The organism is Lactimicrobium sp. (assembly GCF_036453465.1).
Lineage (GTDB): Bacteria > Bacillota_I > Bacilli_A > Erysipelotrichales > Erysipelotrichaceae > Bulleidia.
Map to the genome: position 1 here is coordinate 32,874 of NZ_JAZHUW010000001.1, position 26,491 is coordinate 59,364.

A 26,491-nucleotide genomic window follows, 5' to 3' on the forward strand; every position below is an offset into this window, starting at 1 on the left:
TCAAACCTTCCTTCTGTTTACTTCGTCTTTTCAGCAACTTCCTTGATCTTAGCGGCAAGACCATGCACCTTGACCAATGGCAGGGAACAGATGGCAATCCGGATGCCATGATTGACACTGACCGTATAAATATGATTGTCCATCAGTGCCTGGTGCAGACGGTCGCGGTACTTGTTATCATCAATCCGCAGTGTCACAAAGAAGCCTTCATCATATGGATAACAGTCCAGAGCAGCTTCCTTTGCTTCTTTGATGAATAAAGAAGAACGCTCCCGCATCAGATCAATATATTTCTGCTTTTCTTTCAGGAAGGCATCCCGATTCTCAGTCACCGTCCATACAAAGTTGGCCATGGCCGCATTTGGAATGTTGCTCCAGGTAGCACGGGCCTTCTTCTCCATGATGATCTCGGCATCACGGACATCTTCTTTCTTCTGCGCCAGAACAATAGCAGCACCGCAGCGAAGGCCATAGGATGTCAGTGTCTTGGAGCAGGAGAAGCAGATCTCCACCATGACATTATCAGACAGATCATTGAAGTAAGACATATAATGTCTGGCATCTTCCATGGAACGATAGGAATAGTCGATGTAGGCAATATCATTGATCAGGATGATATCGCAGCCTTTCGAAGCTTCATTCAGATAGCTGACAAAATCCTTCCATTCCTGTTCCTTCAGACAGTAGCCGGTAGGGTTCTGGCAGGGATCATTGAGCACAATCACAACTCTGTCCTGCTTTGCCTTGACGGTATTGACACATTCCTTCAGACTCTCCAGATTGAAACGGTCACCATCAAAGTTCTTGTAGGTGATGTAATTCATATTGTTCTCATGTGCCATCAATGCATAAGAACCCCAGGCAATCTCCGGCAGAATGACGGTTTCACCTTCATCCAGGAAGGTTGTAAAGCCAATGGAAACAGCACCGGATCCACCCGGTGTGGCAATGACTGTATGTGCAAGATTCAGCTTCTGGCCGTATGTCACCCAGTTATAAACCTGCTGCCGGTAATCCGGGTTGCCAGTGAAGCTGGCTGCATAGGAAGCTTTGATCCGGTGGTCAATGGCATCATAGTGATTAAAGACGGTATCATAGGCAACCAGATGATTGTCCTCATCATAGAGAGAGCCAATCGTCGCATTGACAACCGCATCGCCATTGACGGCGGCATCTTCCTTAGCCTTGGCAATTACTGCAAAGACCGTATCTACAATCGGGGTTAAATCAGCACTTTTTCTGACAAATGACATGTTCAGTCCTCCTTAAACAGATATGTTCCCACCCGGACCATATTCGACCCGCAGGCGAGTGCTATTTCATAATCACTGCTCATACCCATGGAAAGGGTATGGATCTTTTCTGCACCATAGATGCTCTGCAGATGTTCATATAAAGCATGCGTCTTCATAAACACATCCCGGATCCTCTTTGTATCATCTGTATGCGGGCCCATAGCCATGATGCCGCACACATTCAGATGCGTAAAAGACATACAGGCTTTCACAAAATCATCCGCATCCGCAGGATCATGGCCGCTCTTGTTTTCATCCTCATCCGCCATATGAAACTCACACAGCACATCCACGGTTTTGCCAATCCGTGCACACTGCTTGTCAATTTCTTTGGCAAGCTCTACAGAATCCAGCGATTGAATGCAGGATACATACGGAATGATCGCTTTGACTTTATTACGCTGCAGATGGCCGATGAACTGCCACTGGATATCAGAAGGCAGATCAATCTTGCTAAGCAGCTCCTGGGCATGGTTTTCACCAAAGATGCGCTCACCGGCATCATAGTAGGACATCATCTCTTCTTTGGAGCGCTTCTTTGTCACCACACACAGCTTTGCCTGATCGCCACAGGCTTTCTTCACTTTTTCATAATGTGATGGAATCATACCGCTATTATACTCCGGTAAAACAGCATGGTTATGGGCAAACCGCAATATTTGCACTCAGCGTACAAGTGACATCGGGGATTTCTGTGCCTTGATGAAATGATGGCGGGACAGATAAGGAATGAGCAGATTGACAAGCAGAACGATCGCAACTACCTGGAAGGGATAGAGAATGGCATTCTTGAAAAGACTTTTGCCGGCATAGTAAAGATAAGCTTTACTGCCGCCGGTCAGAATATATGTCCAATAGGATCCAAGCAGTACATTGACACCAAAGGAAGAAACTGCCTTGGCAATGGCAATCTTGAGTACGGATTGTTTCTGATCATACATGCAGAAGGCATAGCACAGAATGCCAAGCACCGCCGTCAGGGTATAGCCGGCAAAAAAGCCATAGCCATCCGGAAACAGCATATAGGACATGATGTCTTCCACTACGGCAAAGATAATGCCTGCGGTGGGGCCCAGAATCATGCCGCAGATGGCATTGATCAGAAAGTCAAAGGAAAAGTACAGGTTGACGCCGACCGGAATCGAAAAGCGCGAGACGACAATGCGCAGGGCAAGAAAGATGGCCATGACAGCCAGCCAGCGCACCGACTTCAGCTTTTCTGCAGATGACTTCCACATTTCTTTTCTCATATAAAAAACCTCCTTTCACCAACCCGTGAAGGAGGTCATATTCACGTTTTGGGAATCAGACAGCTCACCGCAAGAGTATTGTTCTTTTCGTCCGTGTACTTCCCGGTACACAGCACTTGACGCGGACTGTTGACGGCCATACTGTAACGCATACACAATGATCAGGCAAGAAAAAAACAATGTGATACCATGGACACAAAAGAGGAAAGCAATGACACAAACAGAAAATGATGAAAACTGGGTGATGGCACGAAAAAGCAGGCATCATGGCCTGCAGCCATTGCGCAATGCTCTGCATGACACCGGCGATGTACAGAACAAACTGCACTTCATCCATGTGGCCGGCACCAATGGGAAAGGATCCACCTGTGCCTTTCTGATGGAAATTCTAACATCCTGCGGTATCAGAACAGGTATGTTTACTTCTCCTCATCTTGTCTGTCACAATGACCGCATTCGGATTGGACATCAATGGATTCCTCATGACACCTTCACAAAGCTTCTCAAGAAGCTGCTGCCGGTCATTGAAAAATATGACCTTGGCATGTTTGAAATTGATTTTCTGATCGCACTGCACTGGTTTGTGGAAGAAGGCGTGGATACTGCCATCATTGAAGCCGGCATCGGCGGGCGGGATGACAGCACCAATGTGATCCCGGTACCGGACCTTGCCATCATTACAACCATCAGCTATGACCACATGCAGATTCTGGGATCCAGAATCTCCCAGATTGCCTTTGCCAAAGCCGGTATTCTCAAGCCATATGGCCATGGCCTTTGCGGCACTGATGATCCCCATGCCAGAGCCGTCATCTCTGCATATGCACACCAGCAGCACTGTGCTTTGACATATACAAAGCCATGGTATGACCGGGGCAGACAGGCATTTTCCTTTGATCATGATACCTTTCATCTGTCCATGCCAGCCCAGTATCAAAAGGCAAATGCTGCCCTGGCATTACAGGCAGCGTTCCTGCTTGGCATCAATATTCACACACCTGCGGTTCATCAGGCCATCCAGCAGACCCAATGGGCAGGCCGGTTTGAAGTGATATCCACACATCCATGCATCATTGTGGACGGGGCACATAATATCGAAGGTATGGAAGCTCTGTGCAGGACACTTGCAGTTATGCCAGGACCAAAAACCGCTGTCTTCAGTGCCCTGCGTGATAAGCCCGGATACCAGATGGCTGTGATGTTGAAGAAGGTATGTGACCAGCTCATCATTACATCCTTCCAGGATGATAGGGCTGATTCTCTGCAGGAACTTGCGGTGCCAGGAGCGATCTTGATACCGGATCCCGCAAAAGCCATTGCCTGTGCAAAAGAACAGAGGAAAAACGAAGGCTTTGTGATCGCAGCTGGATCACTGCACTTTATTTCACTTGTCAGAAACATGGTTCTTCCAGAGCCATAAAAGCCAAAAACAGTGCATTTTCAGCCGTTTCATATATCATAAAACAGAATCACAATGCAGAAAGGATATACAAATATGCAGTATACACTGACAGCACTGATCGAACAAAAGCGGGATCTGCCAGCCCTTGCCAATGCCGGTGCCACCCAAATCCTGATTCCGCTGTCCGGATACAGTTTTACTTCTGCCAGCAAAATGAATCTTCAGGATGCTTTTGATCTGGCACAATCCGCCCATGCCTTTGGCATGCAGGCAGCACTGCTTGTCAACAAGATCTTCGCCCAGGAAGAAATGCATCTGCTGGATGATCTGTTTGCACATATCAATGATGACATCAAACATCTTTACTTTGCGGATCTTGCCGTGCTGGAAACAGCAAGGCAGTACCACATGGAAAACAGACTCGTCTATCATCCGGATACACTGTTAACCAGCTCTCAGGACATTTCCTTCTGGCACAGCTGCCATCTTGCCGGAGCCGTTGTTTCACCATTGCTGACAATTGAAGAAACGATTGATGCGGCAAAAGGCAATCCGGATGCGATCCTCTTCATCCATGGTCATCCGGTGCTTTCCCGTTCCCACCGGCCATTGCTTTCTGCATGGAAACAGGCATTCTCTTATCCGGAAGAATTGAAAGAGAGAAAGGACCTGTTCCTGCAGGAAGCCAAACGGCAGGGAAAGATGCCCGTCTATGAAGATGAAAACGGCACGATTATCTACTCTGATGACAGGCTGGAATCCTGGCAGGAGATGAACCAGTTCATGCAGGCTGGTATCTGCCACTATCTGCTTTCAGGCCTGTATGAAGACCGTGTGAAATATTTTGAAAGCATCAGGGGCTACAGCCGCATCCTGCAGTCAGAAGATGTGGAATCTGTCACAAATGAAGTAATGACAGCAATGGGAGAAAATGCATATGACAGTGGATATTATCATGAGAAAACCGTCCGGTAAGCTGAAGAAACCGGAGCTGCTGGCCCCGGCAGGTGATCTTTCCAGGGCACGTACTGCCATCCTATATGGCGCTGATGCCGTGTATCTTGGCGGGATGAACTTCTCCCTGCGCTCAAGAGCATCCAACTTTACGATGGATGATATCAAAGCAGCCTGTGATTTTGCTCATGCCCATCATGCCAGAATTCATGTGACGGTGAATGTGATTCCGCACGGCGAAGACTTCATCGGCCTGAAGGAATATGTACAGGCACTGGAAGATGCCGGTGTGGATGCTGCGATTGTCGCCTCCCCATCGATCATGAAACTGATCAAGGAGAATACGACACATATCGAAGTACATGGCAGCACCCAGATGTCGATTACCAATGTGCGTGCCGCAAAGTTTCTGCATGAGACACTTGGCATTGACAGAGTGGTGCTGGGCAGAGAATGCACCATGAAAGAAGTAGAAGAAATCACAGCAAACTGTCCGATTGAAACAGAAGCCTTCATTCATGGCGGTATGTGTGTCAATTACTCAGGCAGATGTACGCTATCCAACCGGATGACCCTGCGTGATGCCAACCGGGGCGGCTGTGCCCAGAGCTGCCGCTGGCAGTACCGCCTGTTTGAAAATGACAGACAGATTAATGATGAAAACAGCTGGTTTACGATGGGTTCACGTGATCTGATGGCAGGCAGATGGATCAAAGACCTGATGAAGGCAGGCGTGTCTTCACTGAAGATTGAAGGCAGAATGAAGACCGAATACTATGTGGCCAATGTTGTGTCGGGATACCGCAGAATGATTGATGATCTGTATGAACATGATGGCAATATTTCTGATGAGAAACTGGAAGCACATATTGCCCAGATTATGAGAGGGGAAAACAGGGAAGTATGTGATGGCTTCTATGGCGGCATTGCCAGCCAGGATTCGATCATCTATCATGAAAACAGCAACAACCATGTTAACCATGACTTCCTTGGCACGATCATGCGCTATGACCGTGATACACACACAGCATGGATGCAGGTGCGCAATGCCTTTGACAACCATGAAAAGGCAGAAGTCCTTTCGCCAGGCAGAGAAATTCGAAACATTACACTTTCATCCATTCAGAATGACCAGGATGAATATCTGGATACCGTGCGCAAACCGATGTCCATCATTCATTTTGCAAGCGAAGACGAATTAGCCGCAGGCGATATTATCAGAAAGGCAGCAGACGATGATACAGATTGAAGGAGGCCTCAGTGTAAAGGCCGCAATGCTGGCAGGCAGAAGACAGATTGAAACAATTTACCTGGATGAGGCAAGACATGACAAAGATGCACATTTCATTGTCAGAAAAGCACAGGAGAAAAACATTTCCGTCATCTTGAAAACACGTTCCTGGATCGATGCACATGCCCAGGGCAGAACCCATGGCGGCCTGATTGCACAGGTATCGCCAAGATCCTTCCAGCAGCTGTCTGAAGTACTGTCAGACAATCCCTTTGTGTTTGTTGTGGAAGGGGTGGAGGATCCCTTTAACCTAGGCTATATCATGCGCTCACTATACAGTGCCGGGGCCAGCGGCTTACTGCTTTCTGCAAGAAACTGGCAGCCTGTAGAGTCTACGATCCTGAAAGCAAGTGCCGGAGCCAGTGAATATCTCAATGTCGTCCTCAGTGAAGATCTGCCGGGTGATATTGCCGCTTTGAAGAAACAGGGACTGAAAGCCTATGCCGCCATGCGCAAAGATGCCATTGCCTATTGGGATGCAGACTATACAGAACCATGTCTGATTGCCATTGGCGGCGAGATGCGCGGGCTGTCTTCCAAAGTACTGAAAGAAATGGACCAGAATATCTATATTCCGTATGCAAACGATTTCAGAGCCGCATTGAACGCAGCTGGTGCTGCTGCAGCTATTGCATTTGAAGGATTCCGGCAGAGAAATGGCCATTAAACCGTTATTTTTCATTCCGGACGATCTGTTTTCTGATAGAATTTTCAAGTAGTCTGAAAAAGGAGGCATCAATGAAAGAAGCTTACTATTATCACAACAACACCGTGATTATCAACTATTCCAAGGTTTATGTGCGCAGCATGCATGAACTTGTGGAAAGTGACTGCTTCAATTCCTTTCTGCACCATTATCTGGAATATCTCGCGCAGCAACATTATGACCTGCATGAATTCCTGTTCAAGGGACATGACTGCGAAGAGTCAGTCCGCCAGGAAATCAAGAAGGTTCTTAATCTGCTGATTGTATTGGAAATGAAGGATATTGACCATCCGTATACAAAAGCACCGCATATCCTGCTGGAGGTTATCGAAGAAGGCTATCATTACTGGCGTTCACTGCAGCGTTATTCTGTGCTGTATACCCACAATGAAGTCGGCTATCAGCTGCAGTCATTTATCCAAGCTGACTCTGAATTCAATGCCACAGCCCTGAAGTTCTACCGTACCGTACAGCAGAAAGTACAGGGATCCCGCAACAAGGTATACCGTCAGCTGCAGGCCGGCACAAATGCCGCATTATTACTGCAGTACTATCAGTGGAAAGCACCTCATGGCTATGAAGTTCTCGAAGGCATTCCGTTCATTCATGAAATCATGCTGCGGACACCGCTCATCCTGCATCCGCATTCCAACAAGCGTACAAACGTCTTCAAGGATGATGACCACAATCCGATCACAGATTTCATCAAAGGTGATGAAGAGTGGGTCTGCTTCCCTGCTAAGGTTGGCAGCCTGCTGATCTACTGCTATTTCCACCGCGACTATCTGACCAGTGCTGTGGCAACAGCAAACCTGTTTGAGCTTGCCAGCATGCAGGATACGATCAACCGCAAGCCGGATGCGATCATGCTGTTTGGCAACCCGGATGGACGTGATGATACTGTCTTCTATCATGATGAGGAAAACGATATCTGGGTCGGCAAGGACTCTGCAACGGAAAAGATTGACTACTTCGGCTATACCAAGAAGACAATCCTGACACTGCACAACCTTGCCATGATCAACCGCGGCTGGCTGCCGATTCATGGTGCCATGGTCAACATCTATCTCAAGGATGGTACCAAGAAAGGCCTGATGTTCATGGGTGATTCCGGTGCCGGCAAGAGCGAAACAATTGAAGCACTCAGCGCCCTGGCATCTGATATCATCGATCATCAGGAAACCGTCTTTGATGATATGGGTACCATCCATCTGGATAAAGATGGAAATCTGCGTGCCCAGGGCACTGAGATTGGTGCTTTTGTCCGTCTGGATGATCTTGACAAAGGAACTGCCTACAAGGACATGGACCGCTCGATCTTCTTCAATCCGGAAAAGCCGAATGCCCGTGTTGTCCTGCCGGCTGCACCATATGATGTTGTCACATCCGATCATAAGATTGACTGCTTCCTGTATGCCAACAATTACACTGACAAGCGCGGCCTCCACTGGTTTGAGGACAGAGATGGCGCTGAGAGTGTCTTTGTCCAGGGCAAGCGGTTTGCCCTTGGCACAACCCAGGAAAAGGGCCTGTCCACAACCTTCTTTGCCAATCCGTTTGGACCAATGCAGCGTCAGGAACAGTGCGGCAAGCTCATCAACAAGATGTTTGATGCTCTGTTTGAGCAGAACATTCCGGTTGGTGAAATCTATACATGTCTCGGTCTGCCGAACAAGGGAGACCATGGCATTGATCAGGCTGCTCAGGCACTGCTCGACTTTGTCAAAAACGGCAAGTAATCAGGCTGTCTGCAAACAGTATCAAAGCATAGTAAAAGAAGCCTCGCGGCTTCTTTTCATGTTATTCAGCATCACCCGGATCTTCCGGGAATTTCACCGTAAATACAGAACCCTTGCCAAGCTCGGAGGCAACCGTGATACGCGCACCACAGATCGCTGCGGCATGTTTGACAATAGAAAGGCCAAGACCTGTTCCGCCCGTTGCCCGTGAATGAGATTTATCTACCCGATAGAAGCGTTCAAAGATGCGGCTCTGCGCTTCATGCGGAATACCAATACCGGTATCTGCCACAGAAAGAACACACTGGTGATGTTCATGATCTGCATAGGTCTTTATCGTGACACTGCCATTTTCATGGTTATAGCGGATCGCATTGTCCAGCAGATTATAGGCAATCTCATAGACAAGCCGGCTGTTAGCCTTGATCGGTGCATCCTGTAGATCCATTTGAATCGTAACATTCTTCTTTTTCGCACTTGCCGCAACAGCTTCCTGTGCCTCTCTGGCAAGGTCTTTCAGCTGCAGATGGCTCACTTCCACAGAAGCATTTTCATCCAGCTGAGACAGCCGGATAATATCATCAATCAGCGTGAGCATGCGGGCACTTTCAAAGCGAATCTTATGGATGAACTTGTCCGTATCCTCCGGCTTGACCAGATGATTTTCCAGCAGTTCCGCACTGCCCATGATCGACTGCAGCGGTGTCTTCAGCTCATGAGAAACATTGGCCGTGAATTCACGTCTTGTCTGTTCGGCTTCATAAACAGAAGTAATATCACAGGCGAGAATACTGGCACCTGTCAAAACACCATGGGATGTGATCGGATGTCCGGTCAGCCGGATATCGGCATCATGGAACTGAATGATCTCCTCACTGCTGCCGCCGGCCAGTGTTGTTTTAGCAAGACGGTGCATCTGTTCAGAGTCACAAAGATCATCCAGCGTATGCACATCCATATCATCTGTTTTATCAAACAGACTGCGGGCCGCATCATTGATGGAGACAATCTCTTCATTGCGGTTCAGCAGAATAATACCTTCCGAGATCGATGAAGTAACGGTTTCAAACTCTTTCTTTTTCTGATGAAGCTCATTCAGCTGCTCATCAATCTGTTCATTCTGCCTGTCGATCCTGACAAGCAGAGGCTGAATTTCATCATATGTATCCTGCTGCAGGGGATGATCCAGATCCAGTGTATTGATTGGTTCGGCAATCTCATCTGCCAGCCGTCTGGCAAGCAGCGATGAAATCGTGATGGCCGCAATCAGAATCAAAAGGATCGGTGAGATCATCCGCATCGTCAGAATGCCCGCTGTGTCATAGTTCTCCGCAATCCGGATGACAGATCCATCCGCACATTTGCGGGCGGCATAGATGGTACGCACAGAAAGCGTATGGGAATACCGGGAAGCAGTGCCACTGCCCTCAGACAGGGCCTCCTTGAATTCTTCGCGGTCACTGTGATTTTCCATCGTACTGACATCCGTTACCTCGGAATCATACTTGACGGTGCCATTGGGGGCAATCCAGGTAATACGGTAATTGGCATTCTGTGTATCCAGACTGTTCAGCCAGTCCTGGGCACCGGCATCAATGCCCGCCTGGGCAAGCTCTGCCTCACTGGCCAGCCGCTGTGTTTCCAAAGAAATAAAGTGATTGTTCAGAATGAGAATCATCACGGCCATGGCCGCTGCCAGGATTACCGCCATGGAGAGAGATACATAGCGGAATATTTTCTTCTTCATGCGTCCTCCTTATAGCGGTATCCAACCCCGCGTACCGTGTCAATATGATGGCTTGCAGAACCAAGCTTCTGGCGCAGTGTACGCACATGCACATCCACCGTTCTTGTTTCACCATCATACTCTGTTCCCCAGATCTGATTGAGCAGCTGATCACGGGTAAAGACAATACCCGGATGGCTCAGCAGAAGATACAGCAGATCATATTCCTTCAATGTCAGAACAACCGGTTCCCCATCCACCAGTACCTCATGGCGGCTGGCATCCATGCGGATTCCGCTGTTTTCGACAACCTGCTCACTGGAAGCATTGACTCTTCTAAGAACTGCCCGGATGCGGGAAACCATCTCCATCATGCCAAACGGCTTGGCAAGATAATCATCTGCACCTGTATCCAGACCCTGTACCTTGTCATATTCTGTACCCTTGGCACTGGCCATAATCACCGGAATATCCCTGGTCACCGGGTCCTTCTTCAGCTTCTTCAATACCTGGGTGCCATCTTCATCCGGCAGCATGATATCCAGCAGAATCAGATCAGGCTTCTCATTATGCAGTGCCGCAAAAAAATCAGCAGCCGTCTCAAATCCTTTTGCCGCAAAGCCAGTCGATTTCAGTGTATAAATTTCAATTTCGCGGATGCTGGCATCATCCTCAACACAATAAATCATCATATCAGGCAGTATCTTTCCTTCCGTAAAACATATTATAAAATGCAGGTAAAATGCATGACAGAGTGAATGTAATAATTGTGTAAAGAAGGTAAGAAAGTGTTAAATTCAGATACACTCATACCGGCAGAATCAAGGTAAACAAAGCAGGAAGGTGAGGATGGCATCGCAAAGTACTGTTTTGTTATGTAAAATGTTGTTCTGAAAAGAGAGAAGGTGAATGGCACCGCCGCAGAAAACGGGGCAAAAGAGCATATGGAAACAATCACTTCACTGCAGAATGCAAGAATCAAGGAATGGACAAAGCTGCATAACAAGAAGGACCGTGATGTGTGCGGCTGCTTTCTGGTAGAAGGAGAACATCTCATCCAGGAAGCCCTGAAAGAAAACTGTGTGGATGTCATCATCACGGATCAGGACTGCCCGCTTTCCTTTACAAATACGGTCATGGTGACACCGGCCATCATGAAAAAACTCAGTGCCAATGTATCAGCAGTGCATCTGATTGCGGTCTGCCATAAAAAGAAATGGGAGAAGAAAGAAATGAAAAGGGTTGTGCTGCTGGATGGCGTGCAGGATCCTGGCAATCTTGGCACGCTTGTGCGCACAGCACAGTCTTTCTGCTTTGATGCTGTGATCTGCTCGCATGCCTGCGCTGACCTCTATAATGAAAAAACAGTGCGCAGCACCCAGGGCGCACTGTTCCACCAGCCCGTTTTCTATGAAGATCTCAATGATGCGATCACCATGTTACAACAAGACCACTTTGCCATCATTGGCACAAGCCTGCAGTCATCCGTACCGATGGCATCCATTGACAGACAGGATAAAATGGCTTTTGTGCTTGGCAATGAAGGCAATGGCGTCTCATCACAGATTCTTGCCATGTGTGACAAAAACATGCGCATTGAAATGTCCGGCTTTGAGTCACTGAATGTCGCCGTTGCCGGCGGTATCATCATGTATCATTTCCGGCCTTAAAAATACTGTCCCATACCGTAGCCAAAGCGTTTCTCACCCGGGACAACCGGCACTTCCTTGATGCTCATATCATCGACCCGGATAAACTGATTGCCAGCCTGCACAGCTTCCAGAAAGCTGTCAATTCCCTCCTGTTCTCCCTGGACAAAGATTTCCACCAGGCCATTGGGAAGGTTGGTGACACTTCCTGTCAGATGCCGCTGCTGGGCCTGCATCATGCAGAAACCACGGAAACCGACACCCTGTACACGTCCTTCGACAAACACATGAAATCTTTTCACCATATGATTTACCTCTTGCTTACATTATAAAAGGAGTGATGCATCACATGACAAACATTCTTTTAAATACAGAAAATTTTGATGAGGACTGGGCATCCCCGACACTGACAAGCTATCTCAATTCCACCAGCAGGGTTTTACTCATGCCATTATCCTATCAGGAAGGCTGGGCCAGCGATGAAGATGCCTGGCGGCAGAGATATGAGGAGCCAGGTGAAGATGTGAATGCATATTACCGCCTTGCCAGACCGTTTCATGCCTATGGCATCCCGGATGAGAATATTCATTTCTTTGACTACTATGAAGAAGATCCGGAACGTGCAGCAGAGAAACTGAAGGATGCGGATGTGATCTATCTGACAGGCAGACATCCCCAGCTGATGATGAACAGTCTGCAGGATCTTGGCCTGGATGAAACCATCAGGCATTTTCCTGGTGTGGTTATGGGCAGTCAGGCCGGTGCATTGATTCAGCTGGAAAGATATCCGATCATTCCGGATCTCGACAATGAATTCGGCTATGGAGACGGCCTTGGCCTTGTCCATGGCTTTGCGGCAGACATGAACTATGATCAGGATTCACGGCATCTGTATGCCATCATCCGTGCTCTGGAGGACTATGGCCAGCCGGTTGTCTGTGTGCCGAGAAAGGGCGGTATTGTTGTGGACCAGGGCACCGTGGATATGCTGGGTGATGCCGCTGCGGCCGCCCAGGATGATCTGGATGCTTTATATCAGGCTCTGGATGATGCCAGAGTGAACGAATACCGCAATGAGTGGTAAGTTCTCTTTGTGACATTGAAACCATGATGCTATAATGGCAGGCGTAAAGCGATAAAGAAAAGACAAGTAGCTGAAACAAAAAGGAAAGTGAAAGAGAGGGATTCCACAGCTGAAAAGATCCTGCTTTCCCAGATCAGTGAATTCACTTTTCCAGCGGGATTAATCCTCCCCGGATGTCTCCGTTACAGACGAATTGAGGTGCGCACGCAAGTGCGAATCAGGATGGTACCGCGTGATCAGCGTTCCTGTTACAGGAACGCTTTTTAATTGTTCAGGAGGAAGTATGGAAGAGATTCAAAGCGTGAAAGAAGAAGCCCTGCAGAAGATTGCCGCAGCCAGTGATCTGGATACCCTGCAGCAGCTGCGTATCAGCTATCTTGGTAAAAAGGGCTCCGTACAGCAGCTGATGGCTGTGATGAAGACACTGCCAAGAGAAGAAAAACCGGCATTCGGTCAGCAGGTCAACCAGGTCAAGAAAGAAATTACCGATGCCCTGAGTGCCCGGATTGAGCAGGTGCAGAAGGAAGCTACGACAAAACGCCTGGAAGCAGAAAAGATTGATATCACTCTGGCTGGTGAAGCCATGGAGAGAGGCACCGTCCATCCGCTGATGATGATCCAGCAGGAACTGGAAGATCTGTTCATCGGCATGGGCTACAAAGTAGCCGAAGGACCGGAAGTAGAACAGGATTACTACAACTTTGAGCTTGCCAACCTGCCTAAGGACCACCCGGCCAGAGACATGCAGGATACGTTCTATATCGATCCCAATACACTGTTACGAACACATACAACTGCCATCCAGATGCGGGAGCTCGAAAAAGCACATGGGCAGCTGCCCATCAAACTGATCTGCCCGGGCAAGGTATACCGCCGCGATGATGACGATGCGACCCATTCCCATCAGTTCATGCAGTGTGAAGGCCTTGTTGTCGGTGATCACATCACTCTGGCAGATCTCAAGGGAACACTGGAATACATGGCCAATGCCATGTTCGGCAATGGCCGCAAAGTACGTTTCCGTCCGTCTTACTTCCCATTCACGGAGCCATCCGTTGAAGTCGATGTTTCCTGCCCGTTCTGCAACGGCAAGGGATGCTCGGTATGCAAAGGCTCCGGCTGGATTGAAATTCTCGGTGCCGGCATGGTCCATCCGCATGTTCTGGAGATGAACGGCTTTGATCCGAAGAAGTGCTCTGGCTTTGCCTTTGGTGTCGGCCTGGAGCGTGTTGCCATGCTCAAGTACGGCATTGACGATATCCGCAACTTCTACACAAACGATGTCCGTTTCCTGAAGAATTTCGACCGGTTTGACTAAAGGAGAGAAAAGATCATGAGATTAAGTTATAAATGGCTGCAGGAATATGTCGATCTGGATGGCATATCCCCGGAAGAACTTGCATCACGTCTGACATCCGCCGGCCTGGAAGTAGAGGGCATTGAACCCATGGCACAGGCTTCCAACCTGGTCATTGGTGAGGTTGTTTCCTGTGAGGATATCCCCGGCACCCACCTGCATGATACTGTCACAAAAGTAGGTGAGGGCGAAGATAAGCTGATCCACATTGTCTGCGGTGCACCCAACTGCCGCAAAGGCCTCAAGGTCATTGCCGCACTGCCCGGTGCAAAGCTGCCAGGAGGTACCATCGAAGCCAAGCCGCTGCATGGCTATCCATCCAACGGTATGCTGTGTGCGCTCTATGAGCTTGGTGTCAGTAAGAAGCTGCTGAATGAAAAGCAGCTCTCCGGCATTGAAGAACTGCCTCAGGACGCCCCGGTTGGTGAAAGCAATGTACTTGGCTATCTGGGCCTGGATGACACCATTCTGGATGTTTCTCTGACTCCTAACCGTGCCGACTGCTCTGCCATGTGGAACATGGCCAAGGAAACAGCTGCCATTCTTGGCAGAAAAGCAAAGTGGCCGCATGTGGAAGGCATGGCCGATGGCGGTGCAGAAAGCAGCTTTGTTCTCCGCAGTGAAACAAAGAAGTGCCCGCTGTACTATGGCAAGGTCGTCAACCATGTCAAAGTAGGACCAAGCCCTGCCTGGATGAAGCAGTACCTGCAGGCGTATGGCATGAACTCCATCAATAATGTTGTTGATATCTCCAACTTTGTCATGCTGGAAACAGGCCAGCCGCTGCACTTCTATAATCTTTCCCGTCTGCCCGCCAGAGAAATTACTGTCAAAGACGGCATGACGATGGACATGACAGCTCTGGATGGCAACACGTTCCACATTGAAAACAGTGATGTTCTGATCACAACCAATGGACAGCCGACAGGTATTGCCGGCATCATGGGTGGTGAAGAAAGCATGATTGGTGATGATACCGATGCCATCTTCATTGAAGCTGCCCACTTTGATCCGGTTGCGATCCGTCATACCAGCATCCGTCTGAATCTTCTGACTGAGGCTGCCCAGCGTTTCACCAAAGGCATTGATCCTCTGGCTGCCCGAAAGGCAATGGACCGCTGCGTAGATTTGCTGACAAGATATGCCGATGCATCCGGCTTTGAAAAGACAGTTGTCTGCGGAGATGACAGTTATCAGGAAAAGGTCATCACAGAAACCCTGGAACACTGCAATGGCCTGCTGGGTACTTCCTATACAATGGACCAGATCACGGATGTATTGACACGCCTGGATTTCAAGCCGGAAGTCAATGGCACCTCCGTTGTCTGCCATATTCCTTCCTATAGAACAGATATGGAAGGACAGGCAGATGTGGATGAAGAAGTCATCCGTCTGCTTGGTTATGATGATCTGCCCAGCACGCTGCCTCAGATGGCACCGACCGTAGGCATGCTTTCACCAGTACAGAAGGCAAGAAGACAGATCCGTGATATTCTCAGCGGCTTCAACCTGCATGAGATTGTCACCTATACACTTGTTTCCAAAGCCTATACCGATGATACCTTCTTTGCGGCAGGTGAGCCGATTGCTCTGAGCATGCCGATGAGTGAAGCACGCACCCACATCCGTACCGGCCTGATGAACTCGGTGCTGGAATGTGTGCAGTACAACGAAGCACATGGCTCAAAAGACAATAATTTCTATGAACTTTCCAAAGTCTATGCCAAAGATAAAGAGCAGGAGAGGCTGGCCATTGTTCTGGATGGCATGTTAAGAAATGACAAGCTGCACAAACAGGAACAGCCGGTATCTTTCTATACACTGAAGGGTATTCTGATGACCTGGCTGGAGCGCAATGGCTTTGCTGCTGCAAGAGTACGGATCTCTGAGAACAAGTATGATACAGAGCACTTCCATCCATACCGCTCTGCTGAAATTGCCCTGGATGGCAAATTCCTGGGTGTCTTTGGTGAAGTGCATCCGGAATACGCGGCTAAGTTTGACCTTGGCAGAGTCTATTATGCAGAACTGGATCTTGATCCGATTTTGACCTGCAAGCCGGGCCGTCTGCGTTTCAATCCGATTCAGCGCTATCCAGGTGTCACCAGAGATATTGCCCTGATCGTTGACAAGAATGTCACTGCCCGCGATATCCTCAACATTGTTTCCCGCAATTCCCACAAGATTGCAAAGAGTGCAGAAATCTTCGATGTCTATGAAGGTGAACATGTCGAAGAGGGTAAGAAGAGTGTTGCCCTGCATATTGTCTATCAGGCAGATGACAGAACCCTTCGCGAAGAGGACATCGCACCGGTACATGAGCGCATTCTGCAGCAGTTTGCTGAAAAGCTCGGTGCCCAGATGAGATCCTGATAACAGACATGTATCTAATATGAAAGGATGCCTCTGTGATGAGACATCCTTTTTTTATCCTGACACACACCTTTGAAACTGGTACAGATAAGCATCATCTTTCTGCTCAGCGGGTATGACCATATTCTCTTTAGAAGTGATATTGATAGAAAAAGAAAGAAAAGAGGTAGACTTAATGATCTTCTGTCTCTTTTCCAGAATGGTATTTCAGAATATCTGATGATCATGATTTGATGTGCCGTTTGCGGAAGTGCGGCATCTGTTTCTGTCTTTTAGATACAGCAGAATGACAATCACAAAGCAAATCATCGAAACTGCAATGCATATATTCCGCAGAATGGTACTTTCATAAACACATATATAGTTTCCAGCCTGATCTGCTTGGAAGCTGACAAGTCCACCTTCGGTTGGCTGTATCTGTATTTCTGTTTTGATGCCATTGTAAATCCGGTACAGATGATAGCCAAGATACCATGTTAATGGCAGTACGATTGTTTTGTTTGTATCTTTGTTTATCAGTGAGAAGGAAAGCCTGTTATAGTCCTTCTCAAAAGAAATATTCAGCGGTTGTAAATCAGAATCCATGATTTCCTGCTTGATCGTGCGGTAATCCACGGAAGGCAGGGGCAGATAATCTCCCCCGGCAAGTTCTACCCGCATGTAGGTTGCCGAATAATACGGATCGCAGAGTTTTCCATTCTGCACATCCTGCCAGCTTGTTGTGCTGGTCATGCCAAACGTCCTTGTAAATACCGGAACAACATGATAGATGCCTTCACAGCACAGCGCACACACAGCGATAACCTGGAGTGTTTTCTTTTGAAAAAAGGAAGAAAAAGCAATGCCGGCTGGCACACACAGACAGACAAGACCGATTTCCAGCAGCCGCCAGGGGAACTGCATGATCCGCAGGACATCCATATAATCCCATGGGATCAAAGAACAAGGCAGCAGAATCGATATATATCCGATGATCAGCAGAGATGTGACAAAACGACTGTTTTCGTTTTTCTCTTTCTTTTTTGCAAACCACAGCAATGGTGCAAAAGTTACAAAATAACCAACATTGAGAACCATCTGCCGGTTATGGGGAAGAGAATTATCTGAATAGCCAAAGACCGTCTTTTCTGCAAAGTATTTCCAGAGTCCCAGAGATCCAGCGCCAAGATCACTGCTGCTGCCATAGTAGTCCAGATAAAAGGTATTGCTGTGCAGCTGCTGCAGCATAGGCAGTGAAAAGAAGACCGTCATCAAAAAGGCTGCCAGAACACCTTTGCATAGAGTGGCAAACTGCTCTCTGGTCATCGTTTTTACATAGAGCAGACACAGAATCACCAGCAGAATGCATCCCATCAAAAAGGTGAGATTATGGCTCAGCAATAAACAGGCCAGCCCGGCTGCCAGCATATACCATCTGCGGCTGTTTTCTACCAGGATGATATACACACCTTCAATGACAATGGGCAGAAAGATCAGGGCCTGCACTTCCCCAAGAGCCCCGCGCACATATACATCCGTGACATGATAATTGGCAAAGACATAGGCACATCCTGCCAGTATGGCAGCACTCTGCTTTTTACTGATGCGGTATACCAGCACCATCATGGCATAGCTGGCCAGCATTGTTTCCAAAAGGATCAGCAGCTTATAGCTGTTGGCCACCGGCATGCCCAGTCTGACCAGCAGGGCACCAGGCAAAAGAAACAGATCATTGTAGAACAAAGGACTGGCATAGCCATAGCCATTATTCTGCAAAGGAAAGATGGCAGGCAGGAAATCCTTGTGACCGATGGCATCTGACAATGCCTGAATTCTTGCTACATGGAAAAACGTATCATGCTCAATCGGCAGTAAGTCTTTGCCAAGATAGGGAATACAGAAAAGCAGGGCAAAGATAACGGATGCCAGCAGAAACCAGCGCTTAGGATGTCTCATCCGAAATACCATGTCGGGAACCACTCCAGCAGCTTGATATATGCCTGACTTGTGCCAAAGCCTGCCGTTGCCGGTAAAAACATCAGGAACAGGAAGATATACACACCTTCAAAGATATGAATCCATTTCAGATACTTTCCATCTTTCTTCAGCAGTGCCTGGGCTGCATAGACAATGGCAAGCATTGTAAAGAAGCTGGTTGGATAGAAATGATAGGCAAACACACAGCGTTTCACCAGCAGCACCCAGGGACCCAGTGCGGTCAGATAGCCAGCCAGGATGATACCGGCATTTCTGTCCTTTCTGCGGAAGAAGTCAACGGCCGTGTAAATGATCGCAGGAAGACCGGCCCAGGTCAGCAGTGGATTAGACAAGCAGGAAATGGAATGCGAAATACCTTCTGCTTTCACACCGGAGAAATACCAGATCGGCCTTGCGTCCACCAGCCACATATACCAGGTGGACTGATACGGATGGGTTGCCTTCAGGTTTGTATGGTAGTTGTACATGTACATGTTCTGCTTCCATACATTAGCAATGGACCATCCATCCCGCCACACATGATCCGGCAGATAAGACAGCCAGTAAATCACAACCGGAATAAAGATATAAAACGGGAAACAGCAGAGGAACGTTGTCCGCATTGCTTTTGGAAATGTAGAAACTACTTTTCTGGCAAATACCTTCTGTTCTTCATTTCCTGATCCCTCTTTCAGAAACTGCTTTGCTTTTCTGTACTCACGCCAGCGGCAATAGAAGCTGGCAAACAGGATGATGGCAAGACCGACGGCGGAATAGCAGGCTGTCCATTTGGTCGCAATGGCAACACCCATTGAAATGCCGCCCCACAGCAGCAGTTTCAATGAACTGGAGAATTTCGTATCGTACCAGCTTGTCTGACACCAGCGGATCATCCAGTAGAACATCAGCAGAATGAAGAATACACTGAACGGTTCCAGGGTACCGATTCTTGATGTTGTCAGATGCATGAAATCCGCCGCACAAAGAATGGTCCCCAGTGTGCACAGACGGATATCGCCAAACAGCATTTTCAAAATGGCATAGAACATCGGGATGATCATGACACCAAAGATGGCACCCGGCAGACGCCATGCCAGCGGATTCATACCGAACAGTTTGATGGAAAGAGCCATGATGTTGGTGCCGACAAGAGGATGCACCGTGGCATACATATACTCAGCATTGGCAATCTCCCAGGCATTGCGCGGATGATAAATCTCGTCAAAGTATGCCTGCTGCATATACGTAGGATGAATGGACACAAGATTCTGTTCATCAATGACAAGTGAAGCCGGATATTTGGATGAGAAGTTGTCATCTTCTTGCACCGTTACCGGCAGCAGGCTGTCTTCACCTGTTTTCTTAAAGGCAATCTCAGTCAGAGTCTGGTTCTTGTTGGCGGCAGTAACACGGATATAGCGGTAATTCCAGCTGCCCTCAATAATCGAGTATTCATAAATCGATCCTTTTTCCAGTGTCGTAATCGGCGTCCAGCTGCTCAGATCATTGGACCCTTCAATCGTCATGCCCTCTACGCCAAGCTGCAGAGAACTGTAGTTGGCGTTGTTGTCACCTTCACCATAAATCACATTGATCTGATCAAACGAAGTATCCTCACTCAGCTTGAGAACAAATGACTGATTCGGCTGATCCGCCTGCGGCTGCCAGGTCGTATGGGGAAATTTTGCACTGCCAAGCTCCCAGAAGGAAAACAGGGCATACAGCACACATGCCGTAATCATGACCAGCCGGTCTTTACGGTTGTAAACAGTACGATGGCTGGCCCGCACAAACGGCAGGGGAAGTGACTGTTCCTTTTGTTCATCCTTTTCTGGCATGGGATGCCTGATGTAATAGAATCTGATGACGAGCAGTATAAGTGCTGCACACAGCAGCAGCGGAAGCAGTTCCGTATCCTGAAACAACAGTAAACTTAATTTTTTCATAGCGCGTTAATTATACCAGCACTGTCATCATGATTCGCCGGGAATTGACGATCTTGAAATAATGTATCCAAAGTCATGGAAGGGCTTGCACAGTTGCAGGATTTTGCTAAGATTTTGATTGAATTTCTTAAGTCTCATGAAAAATCAGCATGCAGGTGAAACAAGCAGACAACTGAAGAATATCAGAAAAAATCTGATTGAACTGGAAGAAGGAAATTCTTTCCACATGATCATGACTGCCGATCTTGACAGTCTTTTCCCTCTGACATCTACTTCCCTCTGGATCATTCATCATATTGAATGCAATACATCCAGCCTGGATCATCTGCTGGACTGTATCCGTACCATTTCGCCAGGCTGTGCAGCTGTCATCTGCGGCCATGATCTTCTTGCCTATCCCATCACCGGGCAGGATGAGAAGGAAATCGACAGGAAATCGCAGGATCTGGCTGCTTATCTCAAGGCAGAGCAAAGCAGGGCAGTACTGCTGGAATGCCCGGATCTGCATGGAACCAAAACACCTGCATATTTATATGGAATATCCATTGGTTTCATACATGATGCCAGAATCATCTATCCCCATGCCAGCTATCTTTCCATGCAGAAAATCCGGTTTGCCCGCATGGTCCGCCTGACGATGGAAAATGATAATCTGCTTGCCGTGTATACTGGCGTGATGCAGTTTCTGGAGAAAGAAGATCCCCATGCCGAACCGTGCACACTGCTTTGTACATACTATCTGGACTGCCGCTGCGATGTGGCAGGTACGGCTGCCATGCTCTATCTGCACCGCAATACCGTCAAATACCGTATCCGCAAAATATCGGCACTGCTTGGCTATGATATAACGGACAGCAATGAGAACATCAATCTCATCGTTGCCTGTGCGCTGAACCGCCTGTACCGTGCAGAAGAAAAAATGTCGAAAAAGTTTTAGCACTCGTATTGACAGAGTGACAGTGGTGCTTATAATAGCAGGTGTTAGCAATCAAAAAGTATGAGTGCTAAAGCACAGGAGGTAACGTATGATTAGACCTTTACATGATTATGTCTTGCTTGAAAAAGTGAAAGAAGAAGAAAAGACAGAAAGTGGCATCATTCTGACAACAAAGGAAGCAAAGGATGAACCGAGCCATGGCATTGTCGTTGCAGTTGGACCTGGCAAGGTTGAAGATGGCAAGCTGACACCGATTGATCTCAAGGCTGGCCAGCAGGTTATCTATAAGAAGTACTCCGGCACGGAAGTGAAGGAAAAGGATGACAAGAAGGATTATCTGCTGATCAGTGCAGATGATATTCTTGCAGTTGTTGAGTAAAGAGATAAATCAGGAGGATAAATAATACATATGGCAAAGGAAATTCTGTATTCCAAGGACGCTAGACAGAAGATGCTGGACGGCGTCAATACATTGGCAAATGCGGTTAAGGTAACACTGGGCCCGAAGGGCAGAAACGTTGTTCTGGAGAAGAGCTATGGTTCCCCGGTCATCACCAATGATGGTGTGACAATTGCCAAAGAGATTGAGCTGGAAGACAAGTTTGAAAACATGGGCGCAAAGCTCGTGTATGAAGCTGCCAACAATACAAATGATGTTGCCGGTGATGGCACAACCACAGCAACACTGCTGACCCAGGCAATGATTACAAGCGGTCTGAAGGCTGTTGACAAGGGTGCTAACCCGGTTCTGATGAGAGAGGGCATGGACAAGGCTGCCAAGGCTGTCTCTGCTGAGCTGCTCAAGGAATCCAAGCAGGTTGAGACCAACAGCGATGTCAAGAATATCGCAACCGTATCTTCCGGCAATGAGGAGATCGGTTCCATCATCGCCCAGGCGATGGAGAAGGTTGGCAAGGATGGCGTCATCAATGTTGATGAGTCCAAGTCTTTTGAGACAACTCTGGAAATGACCGAAGGCATGCAGTATGACAAGGGCTATGTTTCCCCGTATATGGCAACTGACCGTGAGAAGATGACAGCTGAGTTGGACAACCCGCTGATCATGGTTACCGATCAGAAGATCAATACCATTCAGGATATCCTGCCGGTACTGGAGGAAGTTGTTAAGAGCAACCGTGCTCTGCTGATCATCGCTGATGATTTCGATAATGAAGTCATGAGCACATTGATCCTGAACAAACTCAGAGGCACATTCAATGTTGTTGCCACAAAGGCTCCGGGCTTTGGTGACAATGCCAAGAACCAGCTCGGCGATATCGCTGCTATGACTGGTGCTGTTGTATGCGCAAAGGATCTGTCCATGAATCTGGCCGATGTCAAGATTTCTGATCTTGGTTCTGCCAAGAAGGTTGTTGTTACAAAGGACAAGACCACAATCATCGATGGTGCCGGCGACAAGAATGTCGTTGCTGAAAGAGTTGCTGAAATCAAGGCTGCCATCGAAGAGACAAAGAGCGACTATGATAAGAAGAAGCTGCAGGAGCGCCTCGGCAAGCTGACAAACGGCGTTGCCCTGATCAAGGTTGGTGCTACAACTGAGACTGAGCTGAAGGATAAGAAGCTTCGCATTGAAGATGCTTTGAACGCTACAAAGGCTGCTGTTGAAGAGGGCGTTGTCACCGGCGGCGGTCTGGCTCTGGTCAATGCCTACAAGGCAGTCAAGGGCAGCCTCAAGGATGACGTTGTTGATGTGCAGAGAGGCATCAATGTTGTGCTGGATTCTCTGCGCGAGCCGATCATGCAGATTGCTGAGAACGCAGGCTTTGATGGCAATGAAATCTTTGAGAAGCAGCTCAAGGAAGAGCCGAATGTCGGCTTCAATGCCAAGACTGGTGAATGGGTAGATATGTTCAAGGCTGGCATCATTGATCCAACCAAGGTTACAAGAACTGCTCTGCTCAATGCTGCAAGCATCTCCGGTCTGTTCATTACAACCGAAGCTGCTGTTGCTGAGATTCCGGCTAAGGAAACACCGGCACCGCAGCAGATGCCGCAGTATTGATTCCCCGCTGAATCATGACAGGTTTAGAAGGAACCCACGGGTTCCTTTTTTTTGCGTCTGATGTAAAATAGTTCTGTTTGGATGGCAGAAGGATATCAGATCTGCCGCTTAGGAGTATTGCAAATTCTATGAAAAATCTGCTGCTGTATGCACTTGCCGGTCTTCTGGCTGCCATTTTGTGCGAAGGACTTGGCACAGGCATTCTGAAACTGCTGAAAACAGCAAAGCGCGGCTTTGCAGCACCAGCCGGTGCAGCCATACTTTTCACCGTGCTGGAAGTATTTTATATGCCATGCACTGTCTTTCATGCACCTGTTCTGTATGCACAGATCATCACCATCATTGCTCTGACTGCTGCTGCCGGTGTTACGATCTGGCAGTGGAAGGATACCTTCAGGACATTCTGGCAGCGGGATACCATCGGCATCCTGGCATCTGCCTTCCTGTTTGTCATCCTGATTGCCACTGCTGCCAATCTTGACGCTGCCGTCAATGCCCTCAAATCCATTCAGGCAAATTCATTTTCCGCTCATTATTATGATTCTCTCTATCCTCTGCAGGGATACAGAGTACTGCAGGCAGTCCTGCTGCGGTATATGAGCCCGGCAGAGAATATCATGTATTCAGGTGTGTTCTACCATCTGATTTTTGCCGCAGTCTGCCTTAATATCATGCGCACATTCCGCCTCAAAAACCCATGGTTTTCATTCACACTGGTTGTCTATGCACTGTTTTATGCTGCCTTCCGCGGCTGGCAGCTTGCTTTGGCAGGATCCGGTGCCAACTGGCGCATGGTATTCATTGCACTGCTGCTATGGAATCTGTACTGCTGGATCAAAGACGGCAATGAACAGGAAAAGTATGTATCCATGTTTTACATGGCCGGGGGCATGTTTGTATCACCGGGCTTTGGTGTCATCAGCTTTCAGATTCTCTACTGCCTGGCAGCCTGGCTGTTCAAACAGCAGAAGGTACGCTCCTTATTTGATATTACGACACTGATTGTTCCCCATATCATCTATGCCAGTTTTCAGCTGTGCTTTGCACACCCACTGGCTGGTTTCAGTCTGATTGCGGCCTGCATGATCTTCCTGCGCCTGCGCTATCAGAAAAAGCTGCGCCGTCTTTTATGGCGGGCAGAAGACTGGATGTTTGACCATGGCAGTCTCATCCTGTATGTCATTGTCCCGGTATCCCTGATGGCCGTTAATCTGTTTCTGACCATCTTCTTTCCATCCATTCCGGTTTCCCTTGCCAGCTACAAACAGTTTCTGCATGAAGAACCTGTACGCAGCTACCTGTTCCTTGACCAGCGTATCACCACATATGTGCTGGATGTATTCCGTTGGGGCGGCATGCTGCTGTTTCTGCTGCATGCCAAAACCAAACCGCACCAGCAGCTTCGCAGCATGATGCTGCTGATGCTGGTCATCTTCCTCAACCCGCTTACCATGGGTGTGATTGCCCGTCTGGTCGGCACAGATGTCTATGGCGACTGCTTTGAGATTCTTTTCAATCCTTTTACCGACCTGATTTTCTTCATTGCCATCTACCATACATTTGAATGGCAGCCCTTAGGCCAGTGGATTCTGGAACTGTGCCTGATTGCCGCCGTTCTGATTGGACATGGTGCCTCCTGGCTCGATCTTTCCCAGGGGCTTTATACCGATTACATCAAGGATGATGCCAAGCTTGTCGTCCATGACACCCATACAGGCAGCTGATAGGTGTGTCTCAACAGGGAAGACAGGCATGCTATAATACGAATAGATTGGAGGATATGCTATGCAGGAAGCTACCATCATCGTGCCTGTTTATAATGCCGAAAATTATCTGGGCCAGTGTTTTGCATCGCTGCGCCGCCAGAGTGTCCAGAACTTCCGTGTTCTGATTGTCAATGACGGCTCCACAGACGGTTCGCAGAAATGCATTGATGCATTCACAGCGGAAAATCCATCCCGCTATCATGCCATTGTCAAGCCGAATGGCGGCTATGGTTCCAGCATCAAAACAGGTATCCGCAATTGTGAAACACCTTACTTCATGATCCTGGATCCGGATGATACTCTCAAAGAAACAGCGGTGGAAAAGCTCTGCCGCATGGCAGAAGTCTCCGGAAGCGATCTGGTCATCCGAGCCCGTATGGACCAGTATTCCTACAGCAGGCGGCCTGTCTATGACTGCTGCTACCAGAGTGACAGGACCACTCTGCAGAAAGATACGGTATACAACCGTCATTCAGACCATTTCTCTGATCTGTTTCTGGTTGATCCGCGCTCTCAGGCAAAGCTTTACCGGCGCAGCTGTGCAGAAGGCATCCGTTTTGCTTCAAGAATCAGCTATGCCGATCATATGCTGTTCTGGCTCACGCTGTTAAGAGCATCCAAAGTTATCTACACAGATGAACCGCTTGCGGTTTACCGTAAGCGCAGACTGGAACGTGAAGAGGATATCATCGGCCAGATGAAAGGCGAAATCTTCTCTTACCGCAAGATCCTTTCCCAGTCACAGCATATTTCCGATGTTCCGGAAATTTTCTACTGGCGGATGTTTGCCGTCTATCTGGATATCATGGCCCGGCTTGATGGCATCGCGGTACAAAAGGAGCAGAAACAGCAGCTGCTGGATGATCTTGATGTTTACCGGTGTGAACTTGCCGTCTATGCATCAAAGATCAGAGGAGGAGCACGTCAGGCAGGAGTGCCGTTTCAGGAAAGAGTGCGCCATGAAGTCATGCTGTCAAAGGCAGGAGAGCGCATGATGGCTCTGAAAAAGAAGAAATTACAGTAATACGAAGTAACAG

The 26,491-nt window shown here is 48.2% G+C and carries 22 protein-coding genes; 14 read left to right on the forward strand and 8 right to left on the reverse strand.

Annotated features, from left to right (window positions below; translation table 11 throughout):
- Positions 1-17: 17 nt before the first annotated feature.
- From SOI44_RS00195 to SOI44_RS00205, 3 genes are read right to left on the reverse strand one after another with little or no spacing between them, the layout of a single operon-like run.
- Positions 18-1,253: a pyridoxal phosphate-dependent aminotransferase gene (locus tag SOI44_RS00195; protein ID WP_331347233.1), complete on the reverse strand. Its 1,236-nt coding sequence runs from the start codon at positions 1,251-1,253 to the stop codon at positions 18-20.
- Between the two features lie 2 nt (positions 1,254-1,255).
- Positions 1,256-1,903 carry a YggS family pyridoxal phosphate-dependent enzyme gene (locus SOI44_RS00200; protein WP_331347234.1) on the reverse strand — a complete coding sequence of 216 codons (648 nt, stop codon included), beginning with the start codon at positions 1,901-1,903 and terminating at the stop codon, positions 1,256-1,258.
- A 57-nt stretch (positions 1,904-1,960) separates the two neighbouring features.
- On the reverse strand, positions 1,961-2,545 hold the full coding sequence (locus SOI44_RS00205) for an energy coupling factor transporter S component ThiW (RefSeq protein WP_331347235.1): 585 nt from the start codon (positions 2,543-2,545) through the stop codon (positions 1,961-1,963).
- A gap of 211 nt (positions 2,546-2,756) precedes the next feature.
- On the opposite strand from SOI44_RS00205, the gene SOI44_RS00210 reads away from it, so the two are divergent.
- The 5 genes from SOI44_RS00210 to SOI44_RS00230 all read left to right on the forward strand — a co-directional run bounded on the left by SOI44_RS00210 (position 2,757) and on the right by SOI44_RS00230 (position 8,637).
- The gene (locus SOI44_RS00210; protein WP_331347236.1) at positions 2,757-3,965 is read left to right on the forward strand and encodes a bifunctional folylpolyglutamate synthase/dihydrofolate synthase; all 1,209 of its coding nucleotides are present in this window, start codon (positions 2,757-2,759) and stop codon (positions 3,963-3,965) included.
- 75 nt (positions 3,966-4,040) lie between these two features.
- Complete coding sequence (locus SOI44_RS00215) at positions 4,041-4,922, forward strand: U32 family peptidase (protein WP_331347237.1); 882 nt, start codon at positions 4,041-4,043, stop codon at positions 4,920-4,922.
- Entirely contained in the window at positions 4,885-6,150 is a 1,266-nt protein-coding gene (locus SOI44_RS00220; RefSeq protein ID WP_331347238.1) for a peptidase U32 family protein, read from the forward strand. The genes SOI44_RS00215 and SOI44_RS00220 overlap by 38 nt, the downstream gene beginning before the upstream one ends.
- Positions 6,137-6,859, forward strand: a complete 723-nt coding sequence (locus tag SOI44_RS00225) for a TrmH family RNA methyltransferase (RefSeq protein WP_331347239.1) — start codon at positions 6,137-6,139, stop codon at positions 6,857-6,859. Before SOI44_RS00220 ends, SOI44_RS00225 begins: the two co-directional genes overlap by 14 nt.
- Positions 6,860-6,930: 71 nt before the next feature.
- Positions 6,931-8,637: a hypothetical protein gene (locus SOI44_RS00230; protein ID WP_331347240.1), complete on the forward strand. Its 1,707-nt coding sequence runs from the start codon at positions 6,931-6,933 to the stop codon at positions 8,635-8,637.
- 61 nt (positions 8,638-8,698) lie between these two features.
- On the opposite strand, the gene SOI44_RS00235 is transcribed toward SOI44_RS00230, so the two are convergent.
- On the reverse strand, positions 8,699-10,384 hold the full coding sequence (locus SOI44_RS00235) for a sensor histidine kinase (protein ID WP_331347241.1): 1,686 nt from the start codon (positions 10,382-10,384) through the stop codon (positions 8,699-8,701).
- A complete protein-coding gene (locus SOI44_RS00240; protein WP_331347242.1) occupies positions 10,381-11,055 on the reverse strand; it encodes a response regulator transcription factor in 675 nt (224 codons plus the stop codon). The genes SOI44_RS00235 and SOI44_RS00240 overlap by 4 nt, the downstream gene beginning before the upstream one ends.
- A gap of 213 nt (positions 11,056-11,268) precedes the next feature.
- Here SOI44_RS00240 and SOI44_RS00245 point away from each other — a divergent pair, with 213 nt between their 5' ends.
- Complete coding sequence (locus SOI44_RS00245; protein WP_331347243.1) at positions 11,269-12,033, forward strand: TrmH family RNA methyltransferase; 765 nt, start codon at positions 11,269-11,271, stop codon at positions 12,031-12,033.
- Here SOI44_RS00245 and SOI44_RS00250 read toward each other — a convergent pair.
- Positions 12,030-12,317 (reverse strand): acylphosphatase, encoded by a 288-nt coding sequence (locus SOI44_RS00250; RefSeq protein WP_331347244.1) that lies wholly within the window; start codon positions 12,315-12,317, stop codon positions 12,030-12,032. The genes SOI44_RS00245 and SOI44_RS00250 overlap by 4 nt on opposite strands.
- A gap of 44 nt (positions 12,318-12,361) precedes the next feature.
- On the opposite strand from SOI44_RS00250, the gene SOI44_RS00255 reads away from it, so the two are divergent.
- From SOI44_RS00255 to pheT, 3 genes are all read left to right on the forward strand, one after another.
- Positions 12,362-13,096, forward strand: coding sequence for a hypothetical protein (locus SOI44_RS00255; RefSeq protein WP_331347245.1), 735 nt, complete (start codon positions 12,362-12,364; stop codon positions 13,094-13,096).
- Between the two features lie 283 nt (positions 13,097-13,379).
- Positions 13,380-14,414, forward strand: coding sequence for a phenylalanine--tRNA ligase subunit alpha (pheS, locus tag SOI44_RS00260; RefSeq protein WP_331347246.1), 1,035 nt, complete (start codon positions 13,380-13,382; stop codon positions 14,412-14,414).
- A gap of 15 nt (positions 14,415-14,429) precedes the next feature.
- Positions 14,430-16,826 carry a phenylalanine--tRNA ligase subunit beta gene (pheT, locus tag SOI44_RS00265; protein ID WP_331347247.1) on the forward strand — a complete coding sequence of 799 codons (2,397 nt, stop codon included), beginning with the start codon at positions 14,430-14,432 and terminating at the stop codon, positions 16,824-16,826.
- Positions 16,827-17,033: 207 nt separating this feature from the next.
- Here pheT and SOI44_RS00270 read toward each other — a convergent pair whose 3' ends face one another.
- Together SOI44_RS00270 and SOI44_RS00275 are read right to left on the reverse strand one after the other, a co-directional pair.
- Positions 17,034-18,773 carry a hypothetical protein gene (locus SOI44_RS00270; RefSeq protein ID WP_331347248.1) on the reverse strand — a complete coding sequence of 580 codons (1,740 nt, stop codon included), beginning with the start codon at positions 18,771-18,773 and terminating at the stop codon, positions 17,034-17,036.
- Positions 18,758-20,728, reverse strand: coding sequence for a phospholipid carrier-dependent glycosyltransferase (locus SOI44_RS00275; RefSeq protein ID WP_331347249.1), 1,971 nt, complete (start codon positions 20,726-20,728; stop codon positions 18,758-18,760). The genes SOI44_RS00270 and SOI44_RS00275 overlap by 16 nt, the downstream gene beginning before the upstream one ends.
- 136 nt (positions 20,729-20,864) lie before the next feature.
- Between SOI44_RS00275 and SOI44_RS00280 the strand changes: the two genes are divergently transcribed.
- The 5 genes from SOI44_RS00280 to SOI44_RS00300 all read left to right on the forward strand — a co-directional run bounded on the left by SOI44_RS00280 (position 20,865) and on the right by SOI44_RS00300 (position 26,478).
- The gene (locus SOI44_RS00280; protein ID WP_331347250.1) at positions 20,865-21,665 is read left to right on the forward strand and encodes a helix-turn-helix domain-containing protein; all 801 of its coding nucleotides are present in this window, start codon (positions 20,865-20,867) and stop codon (positions 21,663-21,665) included.
- 88 nt (positions 21,666-21,753) lie between these two features.
- On the forward strand, positions 21,754-22,044 hold the full coding sequence (locus SOI44_RS00285; RefSeq protein ID WP_331347251.1) for a co-chaperone GroES: 291 nt from the start codon (positions 21,754-21,756) through the stop codon (positions 22,042-22,044).
- A 30-nt stretch (positions 22,045-22,074) separates the two neighbouring features.
- Positions 22,075-23,688: a chaperonin GroEL gene (gene groL, locus SOI44_RS00290; RefSeq protein WP_331347252.1), complete on the forward strand. Its 1,614-nt coding sequence runs from the start codon at positions 22,075-22,077 to the stop codon at positions 23,686-23,688.
- Between the two features lie 128 nt (positions 23,689-23,816).
- On the forward strand, positions 23,817-25,412 hold the full coding sequence (locus SOI44_RS00295; protein ID WP_331347253.1) for a hypothetical protein: 1,596 nt from the start codon (positions 23,817-23,819) through the stop codon (positions 25,410-25,412).
- Positions 25,413-25,473: 61 nt separating this feature from the next.
- Complete coding sequence (locus SOI44_RS00300) at positions 25,474-26,478, forward strand: glycosyltransferase family 2 protein (RefSeq protein WP_331347254.1); 1,005 nt, start codon at positions 25,474-25,476, stop codon at positions 26,476-26,478.
- The last annotated feature ends 13 nt before the right edge of the window (positions 26,479-26,491 follow it).